This window comes from Rhodococcus sp. 14-1411-2a, assembly GCF_002259485.1.
Lineage (GTDB): Bacteria > Actinomycetota > Actinomycetes > Mycobacteriales > Mycobacteriaceae > Rhodococcoides.
This window is the reverse complement of the sequence record NZ_NPGA01000005.1, coordinates 172,432-195,936: the sequence shown is the minus strand read 5'-3', so window position 1 is coordinate 195,936 and position 23,505 is coordinate 172,432. Positions and strand designations below refer to the sequence as shown.

Below are 23,505 nucleotides of genomic sequence, written 5' to 3'. Positions count from 1 at the left end.
GGAAAACCCCGTCAACGCCCACAAAGCAGGCACCATCACCGGCCTGACCGTCACCGCAGGCGACGCCATCACCCAAGGCACCGTCCTCGCAGAGATCAAGTAGGGGGTGTTCGATGACTGCCCTCGCTGAATCGTTCGACGGTGGTAGCTCTCCGGTGCATTCGACCGAGCTCGAAATCGTGTCCACGGTGCTGCGCATGGCGTCGGCCGCGCGAGTTCGTCTGGCCGAGGCATTGGATGCGCAGGGGCTCAGCTGGGCGAGGTACGAGGTACTGGAACTGGTGTGCAGACGAGGGCCGATGTCCTACAGTGCGCTGTCGCGGGAGTTGGTGCGGCACAGGACGAGTATCACCGCCACGACGGCAAGTCTGGTCGAGGCGGGGCTGCTGGCGCGGAGCGTCAATCCGCGAAATCGGCAGCAGTACATGGTCGAGGCCACCGACTCGGGGCACCGTGCGGTGACGCGGGCCGAGCGTGCGCTCGAGCGCGCCCGGTCGAGGATGGCTGTCGATGCCGATTCTGCTCGGACGCTCGAGGTGTTGCGCGGCATCGAGAAGCAGTGGAACGGCAGGCGCTGATCGAGGCCGCACAGGTGCGGCTGTCTCCGACCCGGCCTGAGATCGGGTTCGAGGCCACGGGGGAGTGACCGAAAAACGAACAGTGGGAGTCGTGTCGGCTCCGAGGTGACGCGTCGAGCGTCGTTGCGGTCGACATTCGGCGAATTCGTCTGCATACTTGACTTTGTCCAGAAAAGCGGAGGATAGTATTGCTGTGATGCCGATCTCACCGTACGCGGAGCTGTTACGCACCGCCGACATGCGCGTGACCCGTCCTCGGGTCGCGGTGCTCGAGGTCGTCGGATCCAATCCTCATGCAGACACCGACACGATCCTCGGGCTCGTGCGATCGGTGCTGCCCGAGGTGTCGCGGCAAACCGTGTACGACGTGCTCAATGCGTTGACCGCGGCGCGCCTGGTACGGCGAATCGAACCGGCAGGATCTCCTGCTCGGTACGAATCTCGTGTCGGCGACAACCATCACCACGCGGTGTGCCGCTCCTGCGGTGTCATCGCCGACGTGGACTGCGCGGTGGGCGAAACGCCGTGTCTCACCGCATCGGACTCCGTCGGTTTCACGATCGACGAGGCGGAAGTCATCTACTGGGGCTTCTGCGCACAGTGTTCGGCTGCTCGAGGGCAGTCGACAGCTCCTGTTTCGTTCCCTCCCGGTTCTCGAACACAGCAGAGTTCGTGAATCGACCTCGATCACAGCCCGATCGTCACACTTCGGAAGGAAGCACGTGTCACAAGATCACACAACACGCGAAAAAGAGATGAACGAGGATCAGCCACAGGAGTCGGGTGGCAAGTGTCCGGTCATGCACGACTCGATGCCGATGCCCGTCGAGGGTGGCGGCAACCGCGAGTGGTGGCCCAAGGCCCTGAACCTCAAGATTCTCAAGAAGAACCCGGCCGTCGGCGACCCGATGGGTGCAGATTTCGACTACGCCGCCGAGTTCAACTCCCTCGACCTCGCCGAGGTCAAGCGCGACATCGAAGCCCTCATGACCAACTCGCAGCCCTGGTGGCCTGCCGACTTCGGTCACTACGGCCCCTTCTTCATTCGCATGGCGTGGCACGCCGCAGGCACGTACCGCAAGCAGGACGGACGCGGTGGAGCCGGAGCGGGCATGCAGCGCTTCGCCCCACTGAACAGCTGGCCGGACAACGCCAGCCTGGACAAGGCTCGTCGTCTGATCTGGCCGGTCAAGCAGAAGTACGGTCGCAAGCTCTCGTGGGCCGACCTGATCGTGCTCACCGGCAACGTGGCCATCGAGTCCATGGGTCTGCCGACCTACGGCTTCGCCGGCGGTCGCGTCGACGCCTGGGAGCCGGACGAGGACGTCTACTGGGGCCCCGAGCAGACCTGGCTGGGCGACGAGCGCTACAACGGTGACCGCACCAGTCTCGAAAACCCCTTGGCCGCAGTGCAGATGGGCCTGATCTACGTCAACCCCGAAGGCCCCAACGGCAACCCGGATCCGGTGCAGTCCGCACTGGACATCCGCGAGACCTTCGGCCGGATGGCCATGAACGACATCGAGACCGCGGCACTCGCCGTCGGTGGGCACACGTTCGGCAAGACGCACGGTGCGGCGGATCCCGACGAGCACATCGGTGCCGAGCCCGAGGGTGCACCCATCGAGCAGATGGGTCTGGGCTGGAAGAACAGCTACCAGAGTGGCGTCGGCGCGGATGCGATCACCAGTGGGCTCGAAGTCATCTGGACCCCCACACCCACCCAGTGGGACAACAGCTTCCTCGAGACGCTGTACGGATTCGAGTGGGAGCTCTACAAGAGCCCCGCAGGTGCGCACCAGTGGCGCCCGAAGAACGGCGAGGGCGCGGATCTCGTTCCCGACCCCGCCGATCCCTCCAAGCGTCGCCACCCGTCGATGCTCACGTCCGACATCGCGATGCGCGTCGACCCGATCTACGAGCAGATCACTCGTCGCTGGCTCGACCATCCCGAGGAGCTCGCCGAAGAATTCCAGAAGGCGTGGTTCAAGCTCACCCACCGCGACATGGGACCCGTCACCCGCTACCTCGGCCCCGAGGTTCCGTCCGAGACTCTGCTCTGGCAGGACCCGATCCCGGCCGTCGATCACGAACTGATCGGTGAGGCGCAGATCGCCGAGCTCAAGAAGACGATCCTCGACTCCGAACTGACTCAGCAGCAGCTCATTTCGGCTGCCTGGGCCGCGGCGTCGTCGTTCCGAGTCAGCGACAAGCGCGGCGGTGCCAACGGTGGCCGTCTGCGCCTGCAGCCGCAGGCAGGCTGGGAGGTCAACGAGCCCGACGAGCTCGCACAGGTCATTCGTGTGCTCGAGGGAATCCAGCAGTCGTTCTCCGGAACGGTGTCGTTCGCCGACCTCGTCGTTCTCGGTGGCGTCGCAGCACTCGAGCAGGCGTCGGGTGTCAGCGTGCCGTTCACGCCGGGCCGCATGGACGCGACGCAGGAGCAGACGGACGTCGATTCGTTCTCCGATCTCGAGCCGAAGGCCGATGGATTCCGCAACTTCCTCGGCAAGGGTCAGAAGCTTCCGGCCGAGTACTCCCTCGTCGATCGGGCGAACCTGTTGTCGCTCAGTGCACCCGAGATGACCGTGCTCGTCGGCGGACTGCGTGTGCTCGGAGCCAACTTCGGAAAGTCGTCGCACGGCGTCCTGACCGACAAGGTCGGAACGCTCACCAACGACTTCTTCGTCAATCTCCTCGACATGGGCACCGAATGGGTCCCGGCCGCGGAGGAAGGCATCTACGAAGCCAAGGATGCGGCGACCGGTGAGAGGAAGTGGACCGGAACTCGCAACGACCTGGTGTTCGGATCGAACTCCGAATTGCGCGCTCTCGCAGAGGTTTACGCCTGCGACGACGCCAAGGACAAGTTCGTCGCGGACTTCGTCGCTGCCTGGGACAAGGTCATGATGCTCGATCGCTTCGAGCTGGCTTAACTCTCTCCACCGAACTCGAAGTTATGGATGGAAACCGTGCTCGATCCATCCATAGCTTCGAGTTCGTCGTTATCGGTCCGTTATCTTTCGTTGCCGATTCGTGTCCTCGGTCCCTGATTCGCTGAAATTTGCGAGCGGCAAGCTACAGGACATGACACACGACGAGGGGGCGGCGGGAGCCGTCGACCACAACATGGACGAACCACGCAAGGGAGCATCCGGCTTCGGATCGTTCCTGGAGATGTTCCAGGATGCCTCCACCGACAAGTCCGATACCGAGCGCTGAGTTCAGCGAGTTCCGATCGTGTTGGTGACCGATCCGATCCGTTGAATACTCAGTTCGACGCGATCGCCCGGGGCGATCCAGCGGTCGAGTTCCAGGCCACATCCACGTGGAAGCGTGCCGGACGTCAACAGTTCACCGGGATGGACGTTTTCGCCGCGGCTGGCGTATGCGAGAGATTCGCCGACCGAGTACCGCATACCGGCGGTGCCGGTCGTCGACCACAGTTCCTCGTTGACGGTGACGGTGGCCGTCAACGAATCCAGATACGGCGTGATCTCGTCGGCGGTCACGATGTCGGCTCCCATGGAGCTGGCGAATGTCTTGGTCTTGACCACCGGACCGAACGGGGTGCGACGCTGCTCCTCCCACTGGGTGTCGCGGGCGCTGATGTCGTCGAACACCACGTACCCACCGATCGCAGCAGCGGCCTGCCGCTCGGATACGTCGCGGACGGGCCTGGTCACCACGGCTCCGAACTCGAGCTCGAAATCCAGTGCCCGGCTGTAGGACGGCCATTCGACCGGAGCTTCGTCGGCTACGACGGTGAGGTGGTTGCCGGTGTAGTAGACCGGATGGTCGTCGAACCCCGGCCCCGGACGGAGCGCCGGAAACGTCGATCGAGTGACGGCTTCGAACCCGCGGATGAACGGGAGAGCTTTCGGCAGGTTGCGGCGAACCAGGTTGTGCGCGGCCAGATCCCAGTGAGCCTCCCAGCCGAGGAAGCAGCGAAGAGACGCCGGGATCACCGGAAGTGTCGGTGCCGGCCGGTCGATCACCGCGACTCCCTCGGACACGGCGCGCTGCACCACGGCAGAGGCCGCGTCGCGCACCCGTTCGCCGGCATCGAGAAACCCGAGCACGGTGCGGGTGAGCGGGCGGAGAGACTCGTCGGCACCGAATGTCGACACCGCGGTATCGAGGTCGACCCACGATCCCGACTCGGGTGCGTACACGGCCAGACGATCTGTCGAGTCGGCAGCGATCAGGCGTCGCAATCGCACGTCAGGAATCCGATCTTTGTGGGAGGGGGCCCTACAACGGTTGAGGAACCAGGAGTGTAAGCGGCAGTACGGCCGTGATGTCAAGACCTGTTCGCCGAGGACTAGCGTGGACACATGAGATCGCCTGTTCCCGAATACCTCGCCTCCGTGTTGGAGGACTGCAGACAGTTCGACGGAGGGACGGTGACCGAGGGCAACCCGGTAGTGGCCTCGGCGGATCCCGACACGTTCGCGGTCGCCCTCGCCACCGTCGGGGGATCGCTGCACGGAGCGGGCGACACCGACACCGAATTCTCGATCCAATCGATCGCCAAAGCGGTCGCGTACGCGCTCGCCATCGAGGACAACGGTATCGAGGCGCTGCTCGAGGCCGTCGACGTCGAGCCGTCGGGAGACTCGTTCAACGAGATATCCCTCGAAGCGGAGACCGGAAGACCGCGGAACCCGTTGATCAATGCCGGTGCGCTGGCGGTGCATTCGATGATTCGAGGCGACGGAAGCGAAGAGCGGGCAGGGCGATTGACGGACCTTCTGAGCCGAATGGCCGGCCGCGGACTCTCCGTCGACCGTCAGGTGTACGAGGCAGAACTCGAATCCGACGACCGGAACACCGCGATCGCGCACCTGTTGAAGTCGGTCGGCCATCTCGGAGCCGAGCCCGCCGATGTCGTCGACGGTTATGCACGTCAGTGCGCGGTGACCGTGACCTGCAACGATCTGGCCCGGATCGCCGCGGTGTTGGCGAACGGTGGGAAGGATCCCGGCACGGGCGAACAGGTGGTCGACCCGGCGATCGATCGACACGTGTTGGCGGTCATGGCCACCTCTGGAATGTACGACGGCAGCGGCAGCTGGCTTGCGTCCGTGGGTATTCCGGCCAAGAGCGGGGTTGCCGGGGCGATCATCGGTGTGTTGCCCGGTCAGGTGGGGATTGCCGTGCTGTCTCCGAGGCTGAACGAGCACGGCAACAGCGTCCGTGGGGTGGCGGTGTTCGAGAGGCTCTCGCGCGATCTGGGTCTGCACATGATGCATGTGGCACCCAGCGGCGAATCGGCCATCCGCAGCGTGACCGAGGCGGAGGGTATGACCACAGTGGAGCTGCAGGGTGATCTTCGGTTCGCGGGTGCCGAGGCGATCATCGCCCGAATGGTCCACGGTTTCGGCGAAAATGACAGTACGACAGTCGATTTCAGTGAGGTGCGGGCAATCGACGGCACGGCTCGACGGCTCCTGCATGATGCGTTTCGCGCCCTGGAGGACGACGGTCACCGGGTCATCGTCCACGACCCCGACGGGTTCATGGGCTCGCCCGATCGGTCAGAGTCGGCCGGCGAGAATCATGTTCCAGTAGGACAGCGGTAGGCCGTAACGGTCGAACGCCCAGGCGGAGCGCCGGGGTTTCAGCGGGTCTACGAACGACGGCAACGACGGCGTCAGGGTTCCGGTGCGATCGAACTCGGCAGCGATCAGGCGGTGTGCGTCGACCGGGATGGGGGCCACGGTGTAGCCGTCGTACTCCGACAACGGAGTGCCGCTGCGCGCTGCGATCACGTTGTCGACGAGAATCGAAATCTGTTTGCGCAGTGCGCCACCCGAGGAATCGGTGTCGATGGCTGCGCCGTCACCTGCGGCCCAGATCTCCGGATGGATCCGGTGGCGCAGAGTTCGTCCGTCGATGTCGACGACACCGTGCGAGGCGGACCCGGTCAGATTCGATTCCTCCAGCCACTTCGGACCGCGGAACGGCGGTACGAGGTGCAGCATGTCGTAGCCGAGCCGCTCATCGATGCCGTCGTGGTCCGTGACGATGATGTGTCCGCTCTCCGGGTGCAGTGCCGTCACCGCAGTGCGGGTCAGAATGCGCACGCCGAGCTCGCGTAGTCGTGCGATCACGATGCTGTCGAGTTGCGGCACACCCAGTAGGCGGTGTCGATCCACCACCAGCGTGATGTCCATTCCCGGCATGCGGCCGGTGCGGGTCCAATGGTCTGCCGCGAGGAACAGCGGCTTGAGGGTGGTGCCGGTGCACCCGACCGGTGGCCGCGGCACGGTGAACACCGCGCTGCTGTGGGCGGGCAGATCGCGTACCAACTGCCAGGTGCGTTCGGCTCGGTCGAGGTAATTGCTGGTGACGGTGGGGGATCGGAGCGCGGCCCACACTCCGGGCAGCGCGTCGGTGTCGACGACGAGCCCCTGTCCGAGCACGAGATCCCGGTAGCCGTACTCGGTGCCCGACGCGCAGCGCACCAGACGATTCACCGGGTCGATCGCTGTCGCCGAGTCCTCCAGCCAGACGCATCCGGTCGGGATCACCGAACGTTGGGTGCGCTCGGCCTCGGTCAGAGCTGCCTGACCGGAGCCCACGTACGAGAGCAGTGGGCGATAGGTGTGCACTTTCTTGGGTTCGAGCACCGCCACGTCGGAGATGCCCTTCTTCAGAAGTCGCGCTGCCGCGCTGATGCCCGCGTTGCCGCCGCCGACGACGAGCACGTCGTAGGTCGTGTTGGGGGTGGTCACAGAGACACCTGCCGCGCTTCGGTGCGTGCGCTCGTCGTCATCGAACGGATCACCGGGTGTCTGCTGTCGGCGCGAGCACGGATTCGGTCGTGGATCCTCGTACCTCGACTCGATCGGGTACGAGACCGATGCCGGACTGCTGCAGTGCCGGCGAAAGTACCACTGACAGTTGCTGATTCCACCGGCCTAGTCGGATGGCGGTGGCGTCGAGTACGGAATGGACACCGGCCGAGGCTCCGGCCACCGACGACAGGTCGAGTATCAACGCTCGCCCGCGCTCGGCTGCCTCACCGAGCGTTTCGGCCAGGAGGGGGACATCCGAGTCACCGATCGTGCCGGTCACTCGGACGACGATGTCGGCACCCGCGCTCTCGTCGACCGACAGCATCATCTCGGTATCGAAGCTCCGCGAGGCGTTCAGTGACGGAATCACTTCGGCGAGCGGGGGCGTAATGGACGGTACGACGATCATGAACACACTCCTGAGCAGCCGAACTCCTCGCCCGGCGCACGGGGGAATCGACAGTCGACATTCGGGGACCGCGGGCTACTCCTCAACCACGCTCTACAGGACTACCCGGGGTGGGGTGTTCGTAAGCCTCGAAACGGCAACGGGTTTGACTGCGGGTCCGACGGGAATACGACATCGATCGCTACACCGTGGGAGGCACGCCGATGACGACAGCCGAATCCGATTCCATCCGAGCATTGACATCCGTGCACGCCGATCCCGGAGTGTACGAACCGCAGGAGGATTCGCTTCTGCTGTGTGACATCGCCGCCACGACGGGCATCGTCCCCGGCGCGCGAGTCTTGGACATGTGCACCGGCAGTGGTGCCGTGGCAATCACTGCCGCACTGTTGGGCGCGCGCGAAGTGGTGGCATTCGACATCTCGCCCCGCGCTGTCGACTGCGCCGAGCGGAACGCACGCTCGGTAGGCGTCGAGGTGGACGTCAGGTTGGGTTCCCTGGCAGAGGCCGCCGAGCTCGAACCGTTCGATGTACTGCTCTGCAATCCCCCGTACGTCCCGTCCGAGCTTCCTCCGACGGGGATGGGCCTGCACCGCGCCTGGGATGCGGGCGAGGACGGCCGGACGGTGCTCGATCCGCTGTGTCGCGCCTCGGCCGACCTGCTCGCGCCGGGTGGCGTGCTGCTCGTCGTCCATTCGGAGTTCTCCGGCCCCCACCGCACCGTGAGAATGCTCTCCGACAACGGATTCTCGGTGACGGAAGCCGGCCGGCAGACCATCGATTTCGGGCCTGTGATGCACCGGCGCGCAGAATGGCTGGAAGCTCGCGGAGCATTGGCTCCGGGGTGCCGAACAGAGGAGTTGGTGGTCGTTCGTGGCGACAAGCGATGACGCGGCAGGTGCGCGCACCACGGTGAGAATCGTCCGCGGCGGACCGATTCTGATCGACGGACCGGTGAACATCGAACTCGACGACGGTACGCGGGTGGAGTCGGATCGCTTCGTCGTCGCGGTGTGCACGTGTCGGCGGAGCAAGAACTATCCGCTGTGCGACACGAGCCACCGCGCCAAGCGGCGACCCTCTCAGTCCAGCGAGGACTGACCGGCAGCCCACCGCTCCATCACGTGGTCGGCGAGCTCGTTCTCGACGAAATCCAGCGCACGCATTCCGAACACCACATCTGCCTCCAATTCGGGCTCGTCGCGGAGGAGCGTGCCGACCACATCGTGACGTAGTACCTGCTCGTGCACGGCGTCCGCCTCGACGTGCTCGGCGTAGAACGCGATGCATGCTGCGGGGGCGTCGAGCCTCTGCAGTCCCTGCACGTAGCGCTGTGAGCCCGGAGACGAGGTGATCTCGGTTGCCGCGAGGTGGCCCACGGTGGCACCGCGCAGACCACGGTGCAGGCCGAAGAGCGACATGAGATTGACCCACGCCAGTGTCTGCGCCGGGACGCGGTCGACGTAGCCGAGGTACGTTGCATCGAGGTCGGCGGCCACCATCGATTCGGCCCACAGATGCTGGTGCAGGCGGTCGCCTTTACCGCCGCCGTACTCGTCGAATTCCACTGCTACGTAGGAAGCCTTGGTCTGACCCGTCAAGCGGGGAATGGCCCAGGCATGCGGATCGGCTTCCTTGAGGTGGTAGACGGATCGGTGCACGAAGTATTCGCGCATCTGCTCCCATGACCCCTCGTCGCGCAGGAACCAGGACGGGCCGGTTCCCGAGGTGGCCTCGACGGACAGTGCGTCCATCTCTGCGATCGCGTCGGTGCCGGGTTCCACGTTCTCCCGTACGTAGGCCAGGAAGGCGGACTCGAGAGCTCCTCGCAGTCGAAGGAGTTCGGGATCCCATTCCCAGGCGTCCGAGACTCCCGCGAACCCGCGGTAGTGCAGTTCGTAGCAGATCAGGAGCGACAGTTGCACGTCTCGTGACGTGGCATCGACCTCGGTCGGCGTCGGCACGATCGCAGTCCCGTTCGGCTCACCCGCAGCCAGGCACCGAGTGATGGCATCGGAGATCGGCCCACAGGGAGTGGGCAGCGCAGGGCAGCGGGCGGTGGACGGATCGACTGAGAACAACGCGGTCATAGTGGTGGCTACCCGCTGACGCTCGGCACCAACCACTCACGACCTCTGTGTTTGTGACCTGTCACAACAGGCAATGCGCACTGCACGACATCGAACTTCGAGGTCGTTCCATCGGAAGGACCACATGCGCGCAGTGACCTGGCAAGGCAAGAGGAAAGTCGGCGTGGACACCGTTCCCGACCCGCGGATAGAACTGCCGACGGACGCGATCGTGAAGATCACGACGACAAACATCTGCGGTTCCGACCTGCATCTGTACGAAACACTCGGTGCCTTCATGGACGAAGGTGACATCCTCGGCCACGAGCCGATGGGCATCGTCGAGGAAGTCGGTACGCAGACCGGCGATCTGGCAGTCGGAGACCGAGTGGTCATCCCGTTCCAGATCTCCTGCGGGCACTGCTACATGTGCGATTCGAGCCTCTACACCCAGTGCGAGACCACGCAGGTCCGCGATCAGGGAACGGGTGCAGCACTGTTCGGCTTCTCCAAGCTCTACGGGCAAGTTCCCGGCGGTCAGGCCGAGTACCTCCGCGTCCCGCAGGCGCAGTTCACTCACATCAAAGTTCCGGAGGGACCGCCGGATTCGCGATTCGTCTACCTCTCCGACGTGTTGCCGACCGCATGGCAGTCCGTCGAATACGCGGCAATTCCAGACGGGGGATCGGTGACGATCCTCGGTCTCGGGCCCATCGGAGACATGGCAGCGCGCATCGCACAGCACAAGGGCGCGCGAGTGATCGCCGTCGACCTCGTACCCGAGCGACTCGCCCGCGCCGCGGCACGGGGAATCGAGACGGTGAACCTGGCCGAGCACAGCGGTGGCGTCGGCGACGTCATCCGCGAGATGACCGACGGCCGGGGCACGGACTCGGTCATCGATGCGGTGGGTATGGAGGCGCACGGATCGCCGGTCGGCAAACTCGCACAGCAGATCGTCGGAATGCTTCCGGACGCCGTTGCCGCGCCGATGATGCAGAAGGCCGGTGTCGATCGACTCGGCGCGCTGTACTCGGCAATCGACATCGTCCGCCGCGGCGGAACCATCTCGATCATCGGGGTGTACGGCGGCATGGCCGATCCGCTACCGCTGATGACCATGTTCGACAAGCAGATTCAGCTCCGGATGGGGCAGGCGAACGTCAAGAGATGGGTCGACGACATCATGCCGTTGCTCGGTGACGACGATCCTCTCGGCGTCGACTCGTTTGCCACACACGAGCTTTCGCTCGAGGAGGCTCCGCATGCGTACGACATCTTCCAGAAGAAGCAGGACGGTGCCATCAAGGTGCTGTTGAAGCCCTAGAGACGTCCTTCGAATACAGCGATGCGGCCCGGAAGTTCACGGGCCGCATCGGTATTCGCAGAAGGATCGATCCATCCTCGTCAGTCGATGGAGATGACGTCCTTGGCGATTGCTGCCACGCGCGTCTGTCCTGCGGACACGACTCCGTGGCGGTTCTTGTGTGCCTCTTCGTACGTCACGACGGTGCGAACGTCGGTCGGGTTGGTGAGGTCCTTGATGGCGGCGACGGCGTCCGAGACGTTCAGGTCGTCGTAATCCGCGATCGGCAGCTCGTCGGCGTCGAGGGTTCCGCTGGCCGACCGCGCGGTGTGGATTGCGTCGGCGACGGTATCGACGCCCTCGCTACGAGTGACGTCCTCGGCTGCTTCGAGTGCTGCATCGCGACTTGCCGTCAGCGTCTTGACTGCCACGTCACCGGCGTGAGCGCCGCGGCCCAGAAGTCCGGCGAGGCGGTCCGGGGTAGCGCGAGCTGCGTCCAGTGCGCGGTCGAGACCGCGAGCCGACCAGGTTGCGGGCGCGTTGACGATCTTGACCGCGGTGCCTGCGGCGGCCTGGAACGGGGTGCGACGCAATGCTGCGGGTCCGCCCAGTGCATCTTCCGCGAGGACGGTCTCGAGCCATTCCACCGTGGCGCTGTGCGCCGTGGCCAGCCGAGTCGCCAGAGCGACGACGGTGGGCTCGTTCGCTGCGGTGGCCAGAGCCTTGATGTACTTGGCGCGGCCCAGCAGCTGCTGCTCGAGGGCGAGATCGCCCAGCAGGGCTTCGTCGAACGGCTGTGCTTGCTCGGCCACTGCCTTGACTGCGGCGAGCGTGCGTCCCAGGAACGGCGACACGAGATCGGGCAGTCCGCCGAGTCCGCGAAGGGCTTCCTCGATGGCTGCGGCGCGGTCGCGACCGTTCGCGGCGTTCTGGGTCAACTCCCGGCGTACCGCCTCGGTGCGCGCCTGAACGACGCGAGTTTCGGCGATCTGGATTTCGGTGTTCGTCAGCTGCAGTGCGACACGCAACTGGGCGATCAACGTCGATGTGCTCATGGTGCTCCCCTTTCGGTCGGGTGGTCGATTTTCTCTGGCCGATGCCTGTGGGTCACAGCGTGATGCTCGGCCCTGACTGCAGCATTACCCGTCGGTAGGTTCGACCAAACTGATGTGTCCGATATGTGAACAGCGACACGTACCCGTCGGCCTCGTCCCGCAGGTGCGGAACCTGACGGTTTCGATCGGCTGCCGACTGGACATCCGACATCGATGAACACCGAGCTGTACACAGCAACTGTCTCTGCCACCGCGACGGGAGTCACCTCCGACGACGGGGTGCTGTCCCTCGGTGTGCGCGAACCGAAGCAACTCGGGGGGCCGGGGGAGCACACCAACCCGGAACAGCTGATGGCCGCCGCATTGTCGAGCTGCCTGGTCGAATCTCTGCGTATCGCGCTCGGAACCGTCGGGGGCAGCGTCGACGAGCTTGCAGTGAAGGGCACCGTGGTGCTCACCGACTCCGACGCATCCGGCTACGACGCGACGTTCGCACTCGCGGTATCTCTTCCCGGTACCGACGACGCCGAAGCAGTGTTGGCGCAGGCGACCTCGATCTGCCCGTTCCTCAAGGTCATCGACGGAGTGGAGGTCACCCTTGAATGACCCGTCGACGGTCGCCCTGTACTTCGGTGCCCGCACGAGATGACCTCGATACGCACCAGGGCAGCGCGGGGGGTCGGGGCGATCAAAGCCGGGTTCGCCCGCGAGGACACCACCTTGATCGCGGGCGGCCTGACCTTCTACGCCGTCATCGCCGTGGTGCCGCTGTTGCTCCTCACCATCCGCGCCTGCGCTCTGCTGGTGTCGGCCGACTGGGTGCGCGGGGGCTTCGACGCCATGTCGACGTTGTTGCCCGACGCCCTGGGTGCTCGTGCGGCCGTGGACGGACTGGCCACTGCAGGAATCGAACTCGGCCCGATCGGCGTCCTGATCGCCATCTTTCCCGCCACGTTCTACGGGGAGGGCCTGCGCCGGGCGATCGTGCGGTTCGCTCCGATCCGAGAATCGTTCACCGGTTGGCGGGGTCGGCTGGCGATGGTGCCGTTCTTCGCCGCAGCGCCTGTCTTGCTGGCAGGCGTCCTCTGCGTAGCGCGGTTGCTCGAAGCAACGACCGGCGGCGGCGGAATCGGTGCCATGGCGGCGCGCGTGTTCCTCGGCTTCAACTGCCTGTGGGTGATCCTGTCCGTCCCCTTGGCATGGACCTATCGCGTGATTGCGCCACGTGCGGTGGGCGGGCGGGCGTTGATCGTCGGATCACTCGTCACCTCGTCCATCGTCACCGGGTTCGTCCACGGATTCATCTTGTTCCTGGCGATACCGGTGGACCTGGGTGCGCCGTTCGGAGGCCTCACCGCGATCGGCGGTGGAGTGGCAATGATGTTGTGGATGTTCGTGTTCCATGTACTGGCTCTGGCCGGCTGGCTGGTCACCGCCGAGTTCGATCGGCCCGTCGATGCAGCCCGAACATCAACTGCATGAACCCGACGACTGCGAGCGCACACGTCACCGACATTCCGATCGTCGCCGATGATCCGGCGGCGGCCGGAGCGGCACCGGCGACCGTCGCCGTGACCGCAGCCGCGATCACCCGCGAGGGGCGCTCCCACACCGTCAGAAAGCCGACATCCTCGATGCCGGAACCGACCGCGCGGGCACGGGCCATCTCGTGCAGCATCGTCGTCACACCGACCGCGAGAACGAGCGGCATCGGTGCTCCGAGCGCAAGACCGCTCGCCAGGAGCAGCAGGTCGCTGCAGCGATCGGCGACGGTATCGAGCAGGTACCCCCACTGAGTTTGGGAGCGACCGATCATCGCGACCCCACCGTCGATACCGTCGAGCAGGCCGGAGATCACGATCAGCACAGCCGCGATCAGTGGTGCCGAGGTGCCGGGGCGCGACAGGGCCACTGCCGCTCCTGCCACCACGACGGCGGTCAGGGTGACCGCGTGGGCGGATACGGACGCGCGAACCAACGGTGCGCTCAGCGCATAGACGACGCGAAGCCAACCCGAGACCAACCCGGAAGCAGAAGGATCGATGCCGTTGTGCAGCGTCGACCACGTCGACAGATACTCCTCGCGAGTCGCCGGACGTACCGGCACACCCTGCTGCTTCGACGTACTGCGCTGATTGACCATCGAGAACCCTTGCTCGGCACTGACTGAGAGGAACTCGACGAGCAGTTGACCGGCGATTGCGCGTCGAGACTTCGATGCGGAGTACCCGCCCGCGGCGTTCTCAATCCGCACCGCAGCCGGACTATCGGTCGTCGTCGGAGTTGCTCGCTCTCCGCCGCGCTTTCAGTCGCGAGATCTTGATGCCCACGGCAGCGAGCACGATCAGCCAGCCCGAGATCAACACTCCGCCACCGACGAACGCCGCACGGCGCAGAGGATGTTCGTCGGCGTACACGTAACCGACTGTGCCCCAGATCAATGCGATGAGGGCGATGATCGCCATCATCCAGAGCATCGAATACAGCGTTCTGTTCATTGTTCACCCGACCTTGCTGTTACGTCGTCCCCGACGAGCGCGGACATCCATTCTTCCATCAGTGGCCGCCGCACCGTATTTCCCTTCACCAGGACAGATTCGGTTGATGTTCACCGGTCGAGATCCCGAATTCGACGGCCGTGCGGTGCATGTGCCCGAAGAGGCCTTCGGCCGCATCGAGCCGATCACGACCGAGCTCATCGGCCCACCGCGCCGCGCGCGCATTCGACCGCGAACTGCGACACTCGACGACACCGGAGCCGCCCACGTCCACGGTCATGTGATCGGCACCGGTTGCCAGCATCCGGCGCAGAGCGTGCTCACCGAACAGTACGAGTCCGCGGACGTGTACGACCATGTGGCTGCGGCCGGTGTCGCCGGGCCGACCCAGATGGACCCGTGGGTCCACGTCGCCCCACTGCTCTCGCAACGACGCCGCGTCCGAACCGTCCAGCCACACCGCGCAATCTCGCTCGCGCAGAACGGAACCGACCGTGGCGAGCAGCGAGGCAGAGCTGTGTCCGGCGCACTCGACGACCACGACGATCTCGGGCACGGCGTAGACGAGGCCGTGAGTGCGAGCCGCAGGGTCGGTGATGCGCGAGGACAGCATCAGCGCTTCGAGATTCTTGCGTTCGCGATCCCCACCCGTCCGCTCGGCCCATTCGGGTCCGTCGTGCCAGGCGACCGCTCGGGGCAGGTGCGCCAGGACGGCACCGGCGTCGTAGGCGCGATGCGCGAACTCCCAGTCCTCTCCGCCGTAACCGACGAAGGTCTCGTCGAATCCACCGATCTCCGAGAACAGCCGACGGCTGCACGACATGACGGCGCTGATGATGTACCGGTACGAACGTCGATCGGCATCGAGCAGGTTTCGCGAGCGGAAATACCCGTCCCGAAGCCACCCCGGCTCCGACAACTCCGGCGGTCCGGAAAATTCGCCGCCGAACCACCCGGCCACGTCCTCGGCGGACCAGCCCGTCAGATCGGCATGGCGTCGCCGACCCACGGCTAGAGCATCGGGAACCGCCCCTGTCAGCCGTACCGATTCCGCGATGTAGCCGGGTTCGGGGACGGTATCGGCGTCCAGAAAACACAGAATCTCCCCGTCGGCCACCGATGCGCCGAGATTGCGTACTGCCGCCGCGCGAAAGCCGAGATCGTCCTGTCGAACGACGGTGATGTCCAGGGCCGTCCGGAAGCCGTCGACGTCCGGTGCTTCGGGGGACCCGTCGTCGGCCACGATCACCTGGAGCAGCGAGGCCGGGTAGCTCTGCAGTGTCAGCGCGGTCAGTACGAACTCCAGCTGACGCTGCTGGCGAAAGTACGGGATCACCACGGACACTCGCGGATCCCGATCGACCGGCTCGGCGAGATCCCACCGATTGCCCGGAACCACCCATCGGCCGTCGGGTAGCTGGTCTGCCGTTGGTGAACACTGTTCGTCGAACAGTGCGCGGTACAGCACGGCTGCTTGCTCGAGGGTGGGGTAGGTGACCACGTCGCGGTTCTGCCAGGTCCTGTCGGGATGGCGCAGAGCCTCCGCCATCGCAGACGCGAGACCTTCGACCGAATTCTCGTGAATCCACAGCGCCCCGGGGGAGTTGGTCTCCATCTCCTCCACGTACCGACCGCGCGGGACGAGTGGTCGACGGCCGGCCGCGATCCAGGAATTGATCGAACCCGATGCCGACACGTGTCGGTGGAACGCGACGGGAATCGCGATCGACCGCAGGATCTCGTTCAGCTCTGCATCGGGAACGAAACCGGTCGAGGTGAACGATCGGCCGAGTTGCTCTGCAGCACGGCCGAGTTCGTCGATCATGGATTCGTGGCCCGGTGATGCGGACCCGATCGAGAGAAAGTCGACGTCGGTGTCCAGCGACGTAATGGCATCGAGCACCTCCTCGTGCCCTTTGCCCGGGTAGACGAATCCGAGTACGCCGACGACTTGTCGCGGGGCGACGCGGTCTTCGGTTCGTGGCTCCGCGCGTCCGATCGGAAGCGGGATCACCCGAACGTCGTCTCCACCGTCCAGGACGTCGTCGAGCAGTAGCCGCTCGTGCATGCTGGAGACGACGACGGCAGAGGCGCAATCGGCCACCCGCCGGTAGCACTTCTTCCGCGCCTCGAATGCGTGGCCGTCGGATGCCTGCGGGACATCGTGCATCGTGACGGTGATCGGTGCGCGGTGCCGCTGCGCGAAGGCGACGAAAGCATCCGCCGCTGCCTCTGCAGTACGGCCGAACAACCGGTCGGTGAAGTGCACGTGAATCGCGCTGTCGAGGGGGAGCTGTTCGAGATACGATATCACCGGACTGGCTGTGGCGGAGGCCAATTCGCGCGCACAGCGGACGACACCGTGCTCGTCGGGCCCCATGACGAGATGAAGTACCGTCCCGGTCACGGTGCCAGCTCCAGGGTTCGGATCAGTTCGGCGTGACGTTCGAGCGCAGCATCGACGAACTCGGGACGATCCGCGTACCACTGCAGGTGAGCGCGATGAACGGAATCCGGCGACAGGGCAGCGCCGTCCACCGACCAGTTCGGCCGCGAATCGCCCTGCAGACCAAGTGCGTTCAGCACTCGTCCCTCGACGGGCGCGCGAACGCCGCCGAGCAACTCGCGTCCCGGATCCCGCACCGTGCTGCCGGTCCCCAACTGATCGAGTATGCGCTGGGCGAGAGCGCCGAGCACCACGTTGGTCGCATGGTTGATCGTGTGGGTGGCGTCGATCCCCGCGTCTGCGAACAGGTCGGAGGCAACGATGTCGGTGTCCCGGCGTTCGCGTCGGCGCAACTCGTCGAGGCTCGCCTCGGCTGCCTGTCGCAGACCGTCGTCCGAGACCGATCGATCCCAGTCCTCGTCGCCGCCCAGGCCGCGACGGGCGGCCAGAATCGTCCGTAAGTCGTGGTACGGCACCATGTTCGGGACGGCAGCGGGGTCGCTCGGGTGTCGAACGATGACCTGGAAGGGGTGCAGCCCCGCGTATCTCAGTACCGGCCACCGGACCACAGTGGCGTCGGGTGCGAGCGTGTCGGCGAGATCGGGCACCCCCAGTGGCAGCGACCGATAGCCGGCTCGAACCGGCTGGGTGAGCAGCACCGACGCCTGGCGCACGAGGCGGTCGACGTGGGGCAGGTCCGAGGCTTCCAGCTCGTGTACGGGAGGGATGCGTACCGTCCGCAGCGGCATGGCCGGGTCGGAACCGAGGAGGATGCGCAGCGCCTCGGCCTGGCAGTTTCCCCAGACGAGCAGGAGCGGTCCGTCCTTCTCGGCGTCGTCCGCCAGTCCGTAGAATTCGCCGTAATGGCGGGTGCGACCGTCCATGCTTGCCCCGACGTCGTGTGATCGTTCTTGTTGGACCATTCTCTCGTCAACGTAGACCCGGCGGACGGGCTTCGCCAACCCCGATTGAACCCGGGTGCAATTGGGTACAGGCTACGTATCGCGTGTCGGGACCAGGCACGATCCACCTGCCTGTACCCGAAGGAATTCATGATTCGCGTTGCATCGGTTCCGTCCTCGCACGCCTATGTCCGACACCTGCAGCCCGTCGTCGGCGCTGCCCCGAACGAGATGTCCGTCGACTCGGCGGTGATCGTGCTGCCCGATCCTGCCCCGGCGAGAGTCGACGTACCCGGCCAGTGGTGGCCCCCACGACTGCTCGATGCTCGGTGGCTCGCCGAGCAGACCGACGTGCACTTCGATGTGCTGCACGTGCATTTCGGGTTCGAGTCCTTCACGTCCGACGAACTCACCCGCACCGTCGAGCATCTGCGCGCCCACCGGCAGCCATTGGTTCTGACGGTTCACGACCTGCACAATCCCCATTTCGCGGACAGTGCCGATCACCTGCGACAGTTGGACGTACTGGTTCCCGCTGCCGCCGCCGTCATCACCCTCACCGCGGGAGCCGCTGCCTGGATTCACGATCGGTGGGGTGTCGAGGCAACAGTGGTGGACCATCCACACGTCGTGCCGCTGGAGCGGATGACACTGCCGCGCCCGGAGTCGGACTCGTTCGTCATCGGCGTCCATGCCAAGAACCTGCGGTCCAACATGGACCCGTTGGCTGTGATGGATGCCGTGGTCGAGGCCGCACGATCGCTACCCGACGCCACTGTCCGGTTGGACATCGACGAGGACGTGTTCGAGTCCTCCAGCCATTGGTACAGCCCGACGGTCGGCGCAAAGTTGCTGGACTACACAAGCTTTCCCGATGTCGACGTGCGTGTGCACGAACGTTTCGACGACGACGCGCTGTGGGACTATCTGTCGTCGATCGATGTCTCGGTGTTGCCCTATCGCTTCGGAACACACTCGGGCTGGCTCGAGGCCTGCCGCGATCTCGGCACCACCGTGGTCGCGTCGGACTGCGGCTTCTACGCAGATCAGGCCCGGGTGCACAGTTTCCGGATGGGAATCGATTCGTTCGATCCCGACACCCTCGTTGCTGCCGTGCGAGCAGCGCACGCCGATCGGACGCCTGCGCTCGATTCGGGCGTTCGCGCGGAGCAACGACAGCGAATCGCAGCAACTCATGCCGCGATCTATTCAGCAGTGACAAAGGAGATGCGTTGAACGAGAAGCCACTTCGCATCGCGGTGTTGGCGTCGTCGAGTTTTCCGGTGGCGCAACCCTTCGCAGGCGGTCTGGAGGCGCACGTCTACAACCTGGTGCGCGCGCTCACCGAGCGTGGACATCAGGTGAGTCTGTTCGCTGCAGACGGATCGAGCGTCGACCTGGACGCAACGATGCTGCCGGTCCGAACGTTGGATCTGACGCCGATCTCGATCGCCGACGTGGCGATCACCCCCACCGCGATCCGTGAGCATCACGCCTATCTGGCGGTGATGTTGGAACTGGCCGGGACGCTGTCTCGGTCGTTCGACATCGTGCACAACCACAGCCTGCACTACCTGCCGCTGGCGATGTCGGCGACGCTCTCGGTACCGATGGTGACGACGCTGCACACGCCTCCGTTCGCGTGGCTGGAGTCCGCGGTTGCGCTGGCTCCTCCCGGTGCCAACACGTTCGCCGCTGTCAGCGAGTTCGCCGCCTCGCAGTGGGCCGATGTCACCGCAGGAACCGTCGTCATTCGCAACGGAATCTCGTTGGAGGACTGGCCGTTCGGCACCGGTGGCGACTATGTGGTGTGGTCCGGTCGAGTGGTCCCGGAGAAGGGGCTGCACCTGGCCATCGCGGCTGCGAAAGAAGCGGGGCGCTCGCTGCGTATCGCCGGTCCGCTGAGCAATCTCGAGTACTTTCACGAGTTCGTCGAACCCATGCTCGACGAGAACATCCGGTACGTCGGACACCTCGACCAGCCCGCCCTGGCGGCGTTGGTGGCAGGTGCCGAGGTCGCGCTGGTCTCGCCGGTCTGGTCCGAACCGTACGGCCTGGTGGTCGCAGAAGCGCTGGCCTGCGGCACTCCCGTCGCCGCGTTCGCCAGGGGCGGCATACCGGAGATCGTCGACGGCTCGTCGGGAGTGCTGGTGGCTGCCGACGACGTACACGGCCTCGCCGCAGCGATCCCCGCGGCGGCAGCGCTGAGGAGGTCCGACGTCCGGGCCCGGGCGGAGAAGGTGTGCTCGATGGGCCGGATGGTGGACGAGTACGAGGCGCTGTACCACTCGACTCTGGCCGCAGCGGTCGACTCGGTGGACGACCGACTCGCGATCGCATGATCGGCTACTACGCGCACCACCACGGGGTAGGTCACATCACCCGTTCCGACGCCATCGCACGGTCGATGGCCGAGCCGATGACGGTGTTGTCCTCGCGTGCTCGACCGACAGCGCATGCGGCGGCCGAGTGGATCTCGCTTCCTCTCGACGTGGACGACTCCGTGGAAGGCAATGCGGCGGTGCACAGTTCGGCTGGAGGGGTGCTGCACTGGGCTCCCCACGACGTGGACGGTCTGACCGAACGGATGGCGATCATCGCGGAGTGGGTGACTCGCGAGCGACCTCGGGCAGTGGTGGTCGACGTATCGGTGGAAGTAGCGATGTTCCTGCGGCTCATGGGTGTTCGCGTGATCGTGATGGCGATACCGGGGGAGCGGGATGATCCGATCCACAACCTCGCCTACCGGGCTGCGACCCACATCGTCGCACCGTGGTCGCGCGAGGTGTACGACCCGACCTGGCTGCGCCCCTTCGCCGAGAAGACCACCTATGCAGGCTCGATCAGCCGGTTCGCCGAACGTGAGAGAGACACTGCCCACGCCGATCCGACAGTGGTGGTTCTGGGTGCCGCCGGTGGCACTGCGCTGACCCGAGACCTGGTGGACTCGTGGTCGGCGGTGGACGCCCGCTTCGAGTTCCGCGCGCTCGGCGTCGCAGGCGGCGACTGGGTGGACGACGTGTGGCCGGTGCTGTGTTCGGCGGCACTCGTCGTCACGCACGCCGGCCAGAACGCCGTCGCCGACGTCGCCGCTTCGGGCGCGCCGGCCATCGTCGTGCCGCAGGCCCGACCCTTCGACGAGCAGCATGCCACCGCCGCGGCGCTGGCGGGCGGCCCGTTCGCGGAGGTTCTCGACTCGTGGCCGTCCGTCGCGCGATGGCATGCTGCGGCCGATCGCGCTCTCGAGATCGGTGGCCGGCGGTGGTCCGCGTTGCGTACCGAGGGGGCACCTGTCCGTGCTGCCAGGGCCATCGAGCAGGCCGCACCTCGGACGGCGCGACAGTGAAGGCCGTCGTCGTCACCGTGGTGTCCGGTCGACACGAGCACCTGGCCGCTCAGGTGCGCGGTCTGAGTGCATCGGAAGAGCAGGTCGAACACGTCGTGGTCTCGATGGGCGACGATGCGATCGTCGACGTGCTCGCTCGATCGGGTTCGGCGGCGACGTGCATCGACATGCCCCCGCAGACCCCGCTGCCGCTGGCCCGCGCCCGCAATCGAGGCGCGGCCGCAGCAATCGAACGTGGCGCGGAACTGCTGGTGTTCCTGGACGTTGACTGCATTCCGGGCCCGAACATGATCGAGCTGTATCGCCGTGCGGCAACGCTGCCCGGCAACGACCGATCCCTGCTCTGCGGTCCGGTGACCTACCTGAAAGAGAAAGACATGGGTGCGGAGGGCGAGGCTCTGACGTTGCTGACCGCACCGCACCCGGCGCGGCCGAACCCGCCGGTCGACACCGTCGAGCACGGAGGCAACTTCGATCTCTTCTGGTCGCTGTCCTTCGCGGTCGGGGCAACCACCTGGACCGAACTCGGCGGCTTCTGCGAGGACTACACCGGCTACGGCGGTGAGGACACCGATTTCGCAGCCACCGCAGACGCGTTGGGCATGGGGTTGCGGTGGGTCGGTGGGGCGCACGCCTATCACCAGTTCCATCCGGTCTCCGATCCTCCGGTGGAACATCTCGACGACATCGTCGCCAACGCGCGCACGTTCTTCGACCGATGGGGGCGGTGGCCGATGATCGGATGGCTCGACGCCTTCGCGGCTCGCGGACTCGTCGAGTTCGACGGCTCCGGGATCCGCCGCACGGCCGGCTGATTCGCTCGGACCGGCAGGGCCCCGCGCAACAGTGAGGGCGATCGGCCTGCGCAGCCGATCGCCCTCACCGAGGTTTGCTCGCCGGTGACTAACCGCCGGTGATGGGTGAGTTGAATGCACACGGGATGGACCTCGTCGGGAAGCCCTTCGGATCCAGTGCATTCTTCACGATGCCGATCGCGCGAGGCGAGACCGAGATCGACAGGTGGTCCGACAGATCGATCTCGCAACCGTTCTGCAGGGTGACGTTGTTGACGGTGGCACCGGGTCCGGCGGTGAGGAACGTCGTCTTGTACGGGGTGACGACCTCGTCGTACTTGGTGCCGATCACGGTGTACTTGATGCCGGGGTCGGTGTCACCGCCCACTGCCAATCCCTTGACCAGGTCCGAGTCGATGACCTGGTCCGAGGCGGCGGGTCCGGCGATGGCCCCGACGACGCCGAGTACGTTCAGGCCCAGGTTGTTGATAGTGCGACCCAGAGTGCCGATACCGACGAGTGTGGTGCCGTGGTTCGACCCGGCGACGCTGACGACGGTGTTGACCTTGTTCTTCGTCGGGTCGGCCGGGTTGGCACCACCCTCGAAGCGCAGGTACTGGCGGGTCACGAGTCCCCCCTGGGAATGGCCGACGATGTCGACCTGAGCGGACCCGGTGGCGGCGCGCACGGCGTCGATGTAGGTCGCGATCTCTTTCGCGCTCGACGCGACGGATGCCGTGCCGCGCAGCGACTCGAGATTGCCGACGATGCTCGAGTCCTTGTCGCCGTAGTTGAGCGCGAAGATGCAGTAGCCCTCCTTCTTCAGCGCAGGCGACATCCGCGCGAAGTTGTTGTAGGCGTTCTCCCACGTGCCGTGCAGCAGCACGACCGGACGCGGATGCGCTGCCGACGGCTTGCAGTTCCAGTCGTTGGCACCCTGAGGTGCGACATTGGGGTTGACGATGCTGTACAGGAATCCGGCCAGGAAGTTCGTCTGCTCCGGTCCGTAACCCGTGGTCTCGGTCCGTGGGTCGTAGGTGATGGTCGCGGGAGCGGCGGATTCGATGTTCGGCTGGGCGATGCCCTGGTCGGCGGCCTTGGGGGAGGCCTCGGTCGGGCCGGGCGGAACAACCGAGTCGCCCTGCACAGTGGCGGGCGGAGCAGGTGCGGTGGCGGGCTGTGCCTGTGCTGCGACACCGGTACCGAGGGTGAGTGAGCACGCCATTGCGGCGATCATCGCGGCGCGCACCGTCGTTGCCTTCCGCGTCGTGCGGGAGGTGGACCGAGAAGTGGTCATGG

The 23,505-nt window shown here is 65.6% G+C and carries 25 protein-coding genes; 15 read left to right on the top strand and 10 right to left on the bottom strand.

The genetic code is table 11. The annotated features are described in order from the left end of the window. From CH291_RS26490 to CH291_RS27075, 5 genes are all read left to right on the top strand, one after another. Positions 1–103, top strand: a 103-nt coding sequence (locus tag CH291_RS26490; RefSeq protein WP_141215328.1) for a biotin/lipoyl-containing protein, incomplete at its 5' end; no start/stop codon positions are given. Positions 104–113: 10 nt separating this feature from the next. After that, positions 114–578 carry a MarR family transcriptional regulator gene (locus tag CH291_RS01885; RefSeq protein WP_068050303.1) on the top strand — a complete coding sequence of 155 codons (465 nt, stop codon included), beginning with the start codon at positions 114–116 and terminating at the stop codon, positions 576–578. 196 nt (positions 579–774) lie between these two features. Then, positions 775–1,254 (top strand): Fur family transcriptional regulator, encoded by a 480-nt coding sequence (locus CH291_RS01880; RefSeq protein ID WP_068050305.1) that lies wholly within the window; start codon positions 775–777, stop codon positions 1,252–1,254. Positions 1,255–1,333: 79 nt separating this feature from the next. After that, entirely contained in the window at positions 1,334–3,514 is a 2,181-nt protein-coding gene (gene katG / locus CH291_RS01875) for a catalase/peroxidase HPI (protein WP_256980696.1), read from the top strand. A gap of 151 nt (positions 3,515–3,665) precedes the next feature. Further along, the gene (locus tag CH291_RS27075; protein ID WP_255183086.1) at positions 3,666–3,800 is read left to right on the top strand and encodes a hypothetical protein; all 135 of its coding nucleotides are present in this window, start codon (positions 3,666–3,668) and stop codon (positions 3,798–3,800) included. A 2-nt stretch (positions 3,801–3,802) separates the two neighbouring features. Here the strand turns inward: CH291_RS27075 and CH291_RS01865 are convergent, their stop codons facing one another. Beyond that, positions 3,803–4,801 (bottom strand): fumarylacetoacetate hydrolase family protein, encoded by a 999-nt coding sequence (locus tag CH291_RS01865; protein WP_179276417.1) that lies wholly within the window; start codon positions 4,799–4,801, stop codon positions 3,803–3,805. A gap of 114 nt (positions 4,802–4,915) precedes the next feature. Here CH291_RS01865 and glsA point away from each other — a divergent pair, with 114 nt between their 5' ends. Next, entirely contained in the window at positions 4,916–6,163 is a 1,248-nt protein-coding gene (glsA, locus tag CH291_RS01860) for a glutaminase A (protein ID WP_094686570.1), read from the top strand. Here the strand turns inward: glsA and CH291_RS01855 are convergent. Both CH291_RS01855 and CH291_RS01850 read right to left on the bottom strand, forming a co-directional pair. After that, a complete protein-coding gene (locus tag CH291_RS01855; RefSeq protein ID WP_094670465.1) occupies positions 6,119–7,318 on the bottom strand; it encodes an NAD(P)/FAD-dependent oxidoreductase in 1,200 nt (399 codons plus the stop codon). The two genes, glsA and CH291_RS01855, sit on opposite strands and share 45 nt — an antisense overlap. Before the next feature lie 49 nt (positions 7,319–7,367). Further along, entirely contained in the window at positions 7,368–7,790 is a 423-nt protein-coding gene (locus CH291_RS01850) for a hypothetical protein (RefSeq protein WP_141215281.1), read from the bottom strand. 203 nt (positions 7,791–7,993) lie between these two features. Between CH291_RS01850 and CH291_RS01845 the strand changes: the two genes are divergently transcribed. Together CH291_RS01845 and CH291_RS01840 are read left to right on the top strand one after the other, a co-directional pair. Beyond that, positions 7,994–8,680 carry a HemK2/MTQ2 family protein methyltransferase gene (locus CH291_RS01845; RefSeq protein ID WP_068050316.1) on the top strand — a complete coding sequence of 229 codons (687 nt, stop codon included), beginning with the start codon at positions 7,994–7,996 and terminating at the stop codon, positions 8,678–8,680. Then, positions 8,664–8,891: a CDGSH iron-sulfur domain-containing protein gene (locus CH291_RS01840; protein WP_094670464.1), complete on the top strand. Its 228-nt coding sequence runs from the start codon at positions 8,664–8,666 to the stop codon at positions 8,889–8,891. The genes CH291_RS01845 and CH291_RS01840 overlap by 17 nt, the downstream gene beginning before the upstream one ends. Here the strand turns inward: CH291_RS01840 and CH291_RS01835 are convergent. Continuing rightward, positions 8,873–9,880 (bottom strand): iron-containing redox enzyme family protein, encoded by a 1,008-nt coding sequence (locus CH291_RS01835; RefSeq protein WP_094670463.1) that lies wholly within the window; start codon positions 9,878–9,880, stop codon positions 8,873–8,875. The two genes, CH291_RS01840 and CH291_RS01835, sit on opposite strands and share 19 nt — an antisense overlap. Before the next feature lie 124 nt (positions 9,881–10,004). On the opposite strand from CH291_RS01835, the gene CH291_RS01830 reads away from it, so the two are divergent. After that, on the top strand, positions 10,005–11,186 hold the full coding sequence (locus CH291_RS01830; protein WP_094686569.1) for a zinc-dependent alcohol dehydrogenase: 1,182 nt from the start codon (positions 10,005–10,007) through the stop codon (positions 11,184–11,186). An 80-nt stretch (positions 11,187–11,266) separates the two neighbouring features. On the opposite strand, the gene CH291_RS01825 is transcribed toward CH291_RS01830, so the two are convergent. Continuing rightward, positions 11,267–12,220 carry a hypothetical protein gene (locus CH291_RS01825; RefSeq protein WP_068050324.1) on the bottom strand — a complete coding sequence of 318 codons (954 nt, stop codon included), beginning with the start codon at positions 12,218–12,220 and terminating at the stop codon, positions 11,267–11,269. Positions 12,221–12,433: 213 nt separating this feature from the next. On the opposite strand from CH291_RS01825, the gene CH291_RS01820 reads away from it, so the two are divergent. Together CH291_RS01820 and CH291_RS01815 are read left to right on the top strand one after the other, a co-directional pair. Further along, positions 12,434–12,826, top strand: a complete 393-nt coding sequence (locus CH291_RS01820) for an OsmC family protein (protein WP_094639042.1) — start codon at positions 12,434–12,436, stop codon at positions 12,824–12,826. A gap of 39 nt (positions 12,827–12,865) precedes the next feature. Next, on the top strand, positions 12,866–13,702 hold the full coding sequence (locus CH291_RS01815; RefSeq protein ID WP_094639043.1) for a YhjD/YihY/BrkB family envelope integrity protein: 837 nt from the start codon (positions 12,866–12,868) through the stop codon (positions 13,700–13,702). Here CH291_RS01815 and CH291_RS01810 read toward each other — a convergent pair. The 4 genes from CH291_RS01810 to CH291_RS01795 form a co-directional block, all read right to left on the bottom strand. Next, entirely contained in the window at positions 13,650–14,474 is an 825-nt protein-coding gene (locus CH291_RS01810; protein WP_082898784.1) for a CDP-alcohol phosphatidyltransferase family protein, read from the bottom strand. The genes CH291_RS01815 and CH291_RS01810 overlap by 53 nt on opposite strands. Positions 14,475–14,484: 10 nt before the next feature. Further along, positions 14,485–14,718, bottom strand: coding sequence for a hypothetical protein (locus CH291_RS01805; protein ID WP_231893824.1), 234 nt, complete (start codon positions 14,716–14,718; stop codon positions 14,485–14,487). Positions 14,719–14,803: 85 nt separating this feature from the next. Beyond that, positions 14,804–17,125: a glycosyltransferase gene (locus tag CH291_RS27070; protein ID WP_256980694.1), complete on the bottom strand. Its 2,322-nt coding sequence runs from the start codon at positions 17,123–17,125 to the stop codon at positions 14,804–14,806. Next, positions 17,122–18,048 (bottom strand): WcbI family polysaccharide biosynthesis putative acetyltransferase, encoded by a 927-nt coding sequence (locus tag CH291_RS01795; RefSeq protein ID WP_256980693.1) that lies wholly within the window; start codon positions 18,046–18,048, stop codon positions 17,122–17,124. The genes CH291_RS27070 and CH291_RS01795 overlap by 4 nt, the downstream gene beginning before the upstream one ends. 168 nt (positions 18,049–18,216) lie before the next feature. Between CH291_RS01795 and CH291_RS01790 the strand changes: the two genes are divergently transcribed. Genes CH291_RS01790 through CH291_RS01775 form a run of 4 tightly spaced genes read left to right on the top strand, consistent with a single transcriptional unit; the run spans position 18,217 to position 22,227 of the window. After that, positions 18,217–19,302, top strand: a complete 1,086-nt coding sequence (locus CH291_RS01790; RefSeq protein ID WP_094639044.1) for a hypothetical protein — start codon at positions 18,217–18,219, stop codon at positions 19,300–19,302. After that, a complete protein-coding gene (locus CH291_RS01785; RefSeq protein WP_068050332.1) occupies positions 19,299–20,408 on the top strand; it encodes a glycosyltransferase in 1,110 nt (369 codons plus the stop codon). Before CH291_RS01790 ends, CH291_RS01785 begins: the two co-directional genes overlap by 4 nt. Further along, complete coding sequence (locus CH291_RS01780) at positions 20,405–21,412, top strand: glycosyltransferase (RefSeq protein ID WP_094686567.1); 1,008 nt, start codon at positions 20,405–20,407, stop codon at positions 21,410–21,412. The genes CH291_RS01785 and CH291_RS01780 overlap by 4 nt, the downstream gene beginning before the upstream one ends. After that, a complete protein-coding gene (locus CH291_RS01775) occupies positions 21,409–22,227 on the top strand; it encodes a glycosyltransferase family 2 protein (protein ID WP_094686566.1) in 819 nt (272 codons plus the stop codon). The genes CH291_RS01780 and CH291_RS01775 overlap by 4 nt, the downstream gene beginning before the upstream one ends. An 88-nt stretch (positions 22,228–22,315) precedes the next feature. Here the strand turns inward: CH291_RS01775 and CH291_RS01770 are convergent, their stop codons facing one another. Then, positions 22,316–23,503, bottom strand: coding sequence for an esterase/lipase family protein (locus CH291_RS01770; protein WP_094639046.1), 1,188 nt, complete (start codon positions 23,501–23,503; stop codon positions 22,316–22,318). Positions 23,504–23,505 lie beyond the last annotated feature (2 nt).

Coding starts and splice junctions, on each gene's coding strand:
- CH291_RS01885 (WP_068050303.1), top strand. CDS start 114: ATGACTGCCCTCGCTGAATCGTTCGACGGTGGTAGCTCTCCGGTGCAT.
- CH291_RS01880 (WP_068050305.1), top strand. CDS start 775: ATGCCGATCTCACCGTACGCGGAGCTGTTACGCACCGCCGACATGCGC.
- katG (WP_256980696.1), top strand. CDS start 1,334: ATGAACGAGGATCAGCCACAGGAGTCGGGTGGCAAGTGTCCGGTCATG.
- CH291_RS27075 (WP_255183086.1), top strand. CDS start 3,666: ATGACACACGACGAGGGGGCGGCGGGAGCCGTCGACCACAACATGGAC.
- glsA (WP_094686570.1), top strand. CDS start 4,916: ATGAGATCGCCTGTTCCCGAATACCTCGCCTCCGTGTTGGAGGACTGC.
- CH291_RS01850 (WP_141215281.1), bottom strand. CDS start 7,790: ATGATCGTCGTACCGTCCATTACGCCCCCGCTCGCCGAAGTGATTCCG.
- CH291_RS01845 (WP_068050316.1), top strand. CDS start 7,994: ATGACGACAGCCGAATCCGATTCCATCCGAGCATTGACATCCGTGCAC.
- CH291_RS01835 (WP_094670463.1), bottom strand. CDS start 9,880: ATGACCGCGTTGTTCTCAGTCGATCCGTCCACCGCCCGCTGCCCTGCG.
- CH291_RS01830 (WP_094686569.1), top strand. CDS start 10,005: ATGCGCGCAGTGACCTGGCAAGGCAAGAGGAAAGTCGGCGTGGACACC.
- CH291_RS01825 (WP_068050324.1), bottom strand. CDS start 12,220: ATGAGCACATCGACGTTGATCGCCCAGTTGCGTGTCGCACTGCAGCTG.
- CH291_RS01820 (WP_094639042.1), top strand. CDS start 12,434: ATGAACACCGAGCTGTACACAGCAACTGTCTCTGCCACCGCGACGGGA.
- CH291_RS01815 (WP_094639043.1), top strand. CDS start 12,866: ATGACCTCGATACGCACCAGGGCAGCGCGGGGGGTCGGGGCGATCAAA.
- CH291_RS01805 (WP_231893824.1), bottom strand. CDS start 14,718: ATGAACAGAACGCTGTATTCGATGCTCTGGATGATGGCGATCATCGCC.
- CH291_RS01795 (WP_256980693.1), bottom strand. CDS start 18,048: ATGGACGGTCGCACCCGCCATTACGGCGAATTCTACGGACTGGCGGAC.
- CH291_RS01790 (WP_094639044.1), top strand. CDS start 18,217: ATGATTCGCGTTGCATCGGTTCCGTCCTCGCACGCCTATGTCCGACAC.
- CH291_RS01780 (WP_094686567.1), top strand. CDS start 20,405: ATGATCGGCTACTACGCGCACCACCACGGGGTAGGTCACATCACCCGT.
- CH291_RS01770 (WP_094639046.1), bottom strand. CDS start 23,503: ATGACCACTTCTCGGTCCACCTCCCGCACGACGCGGAAGGCAACGACG.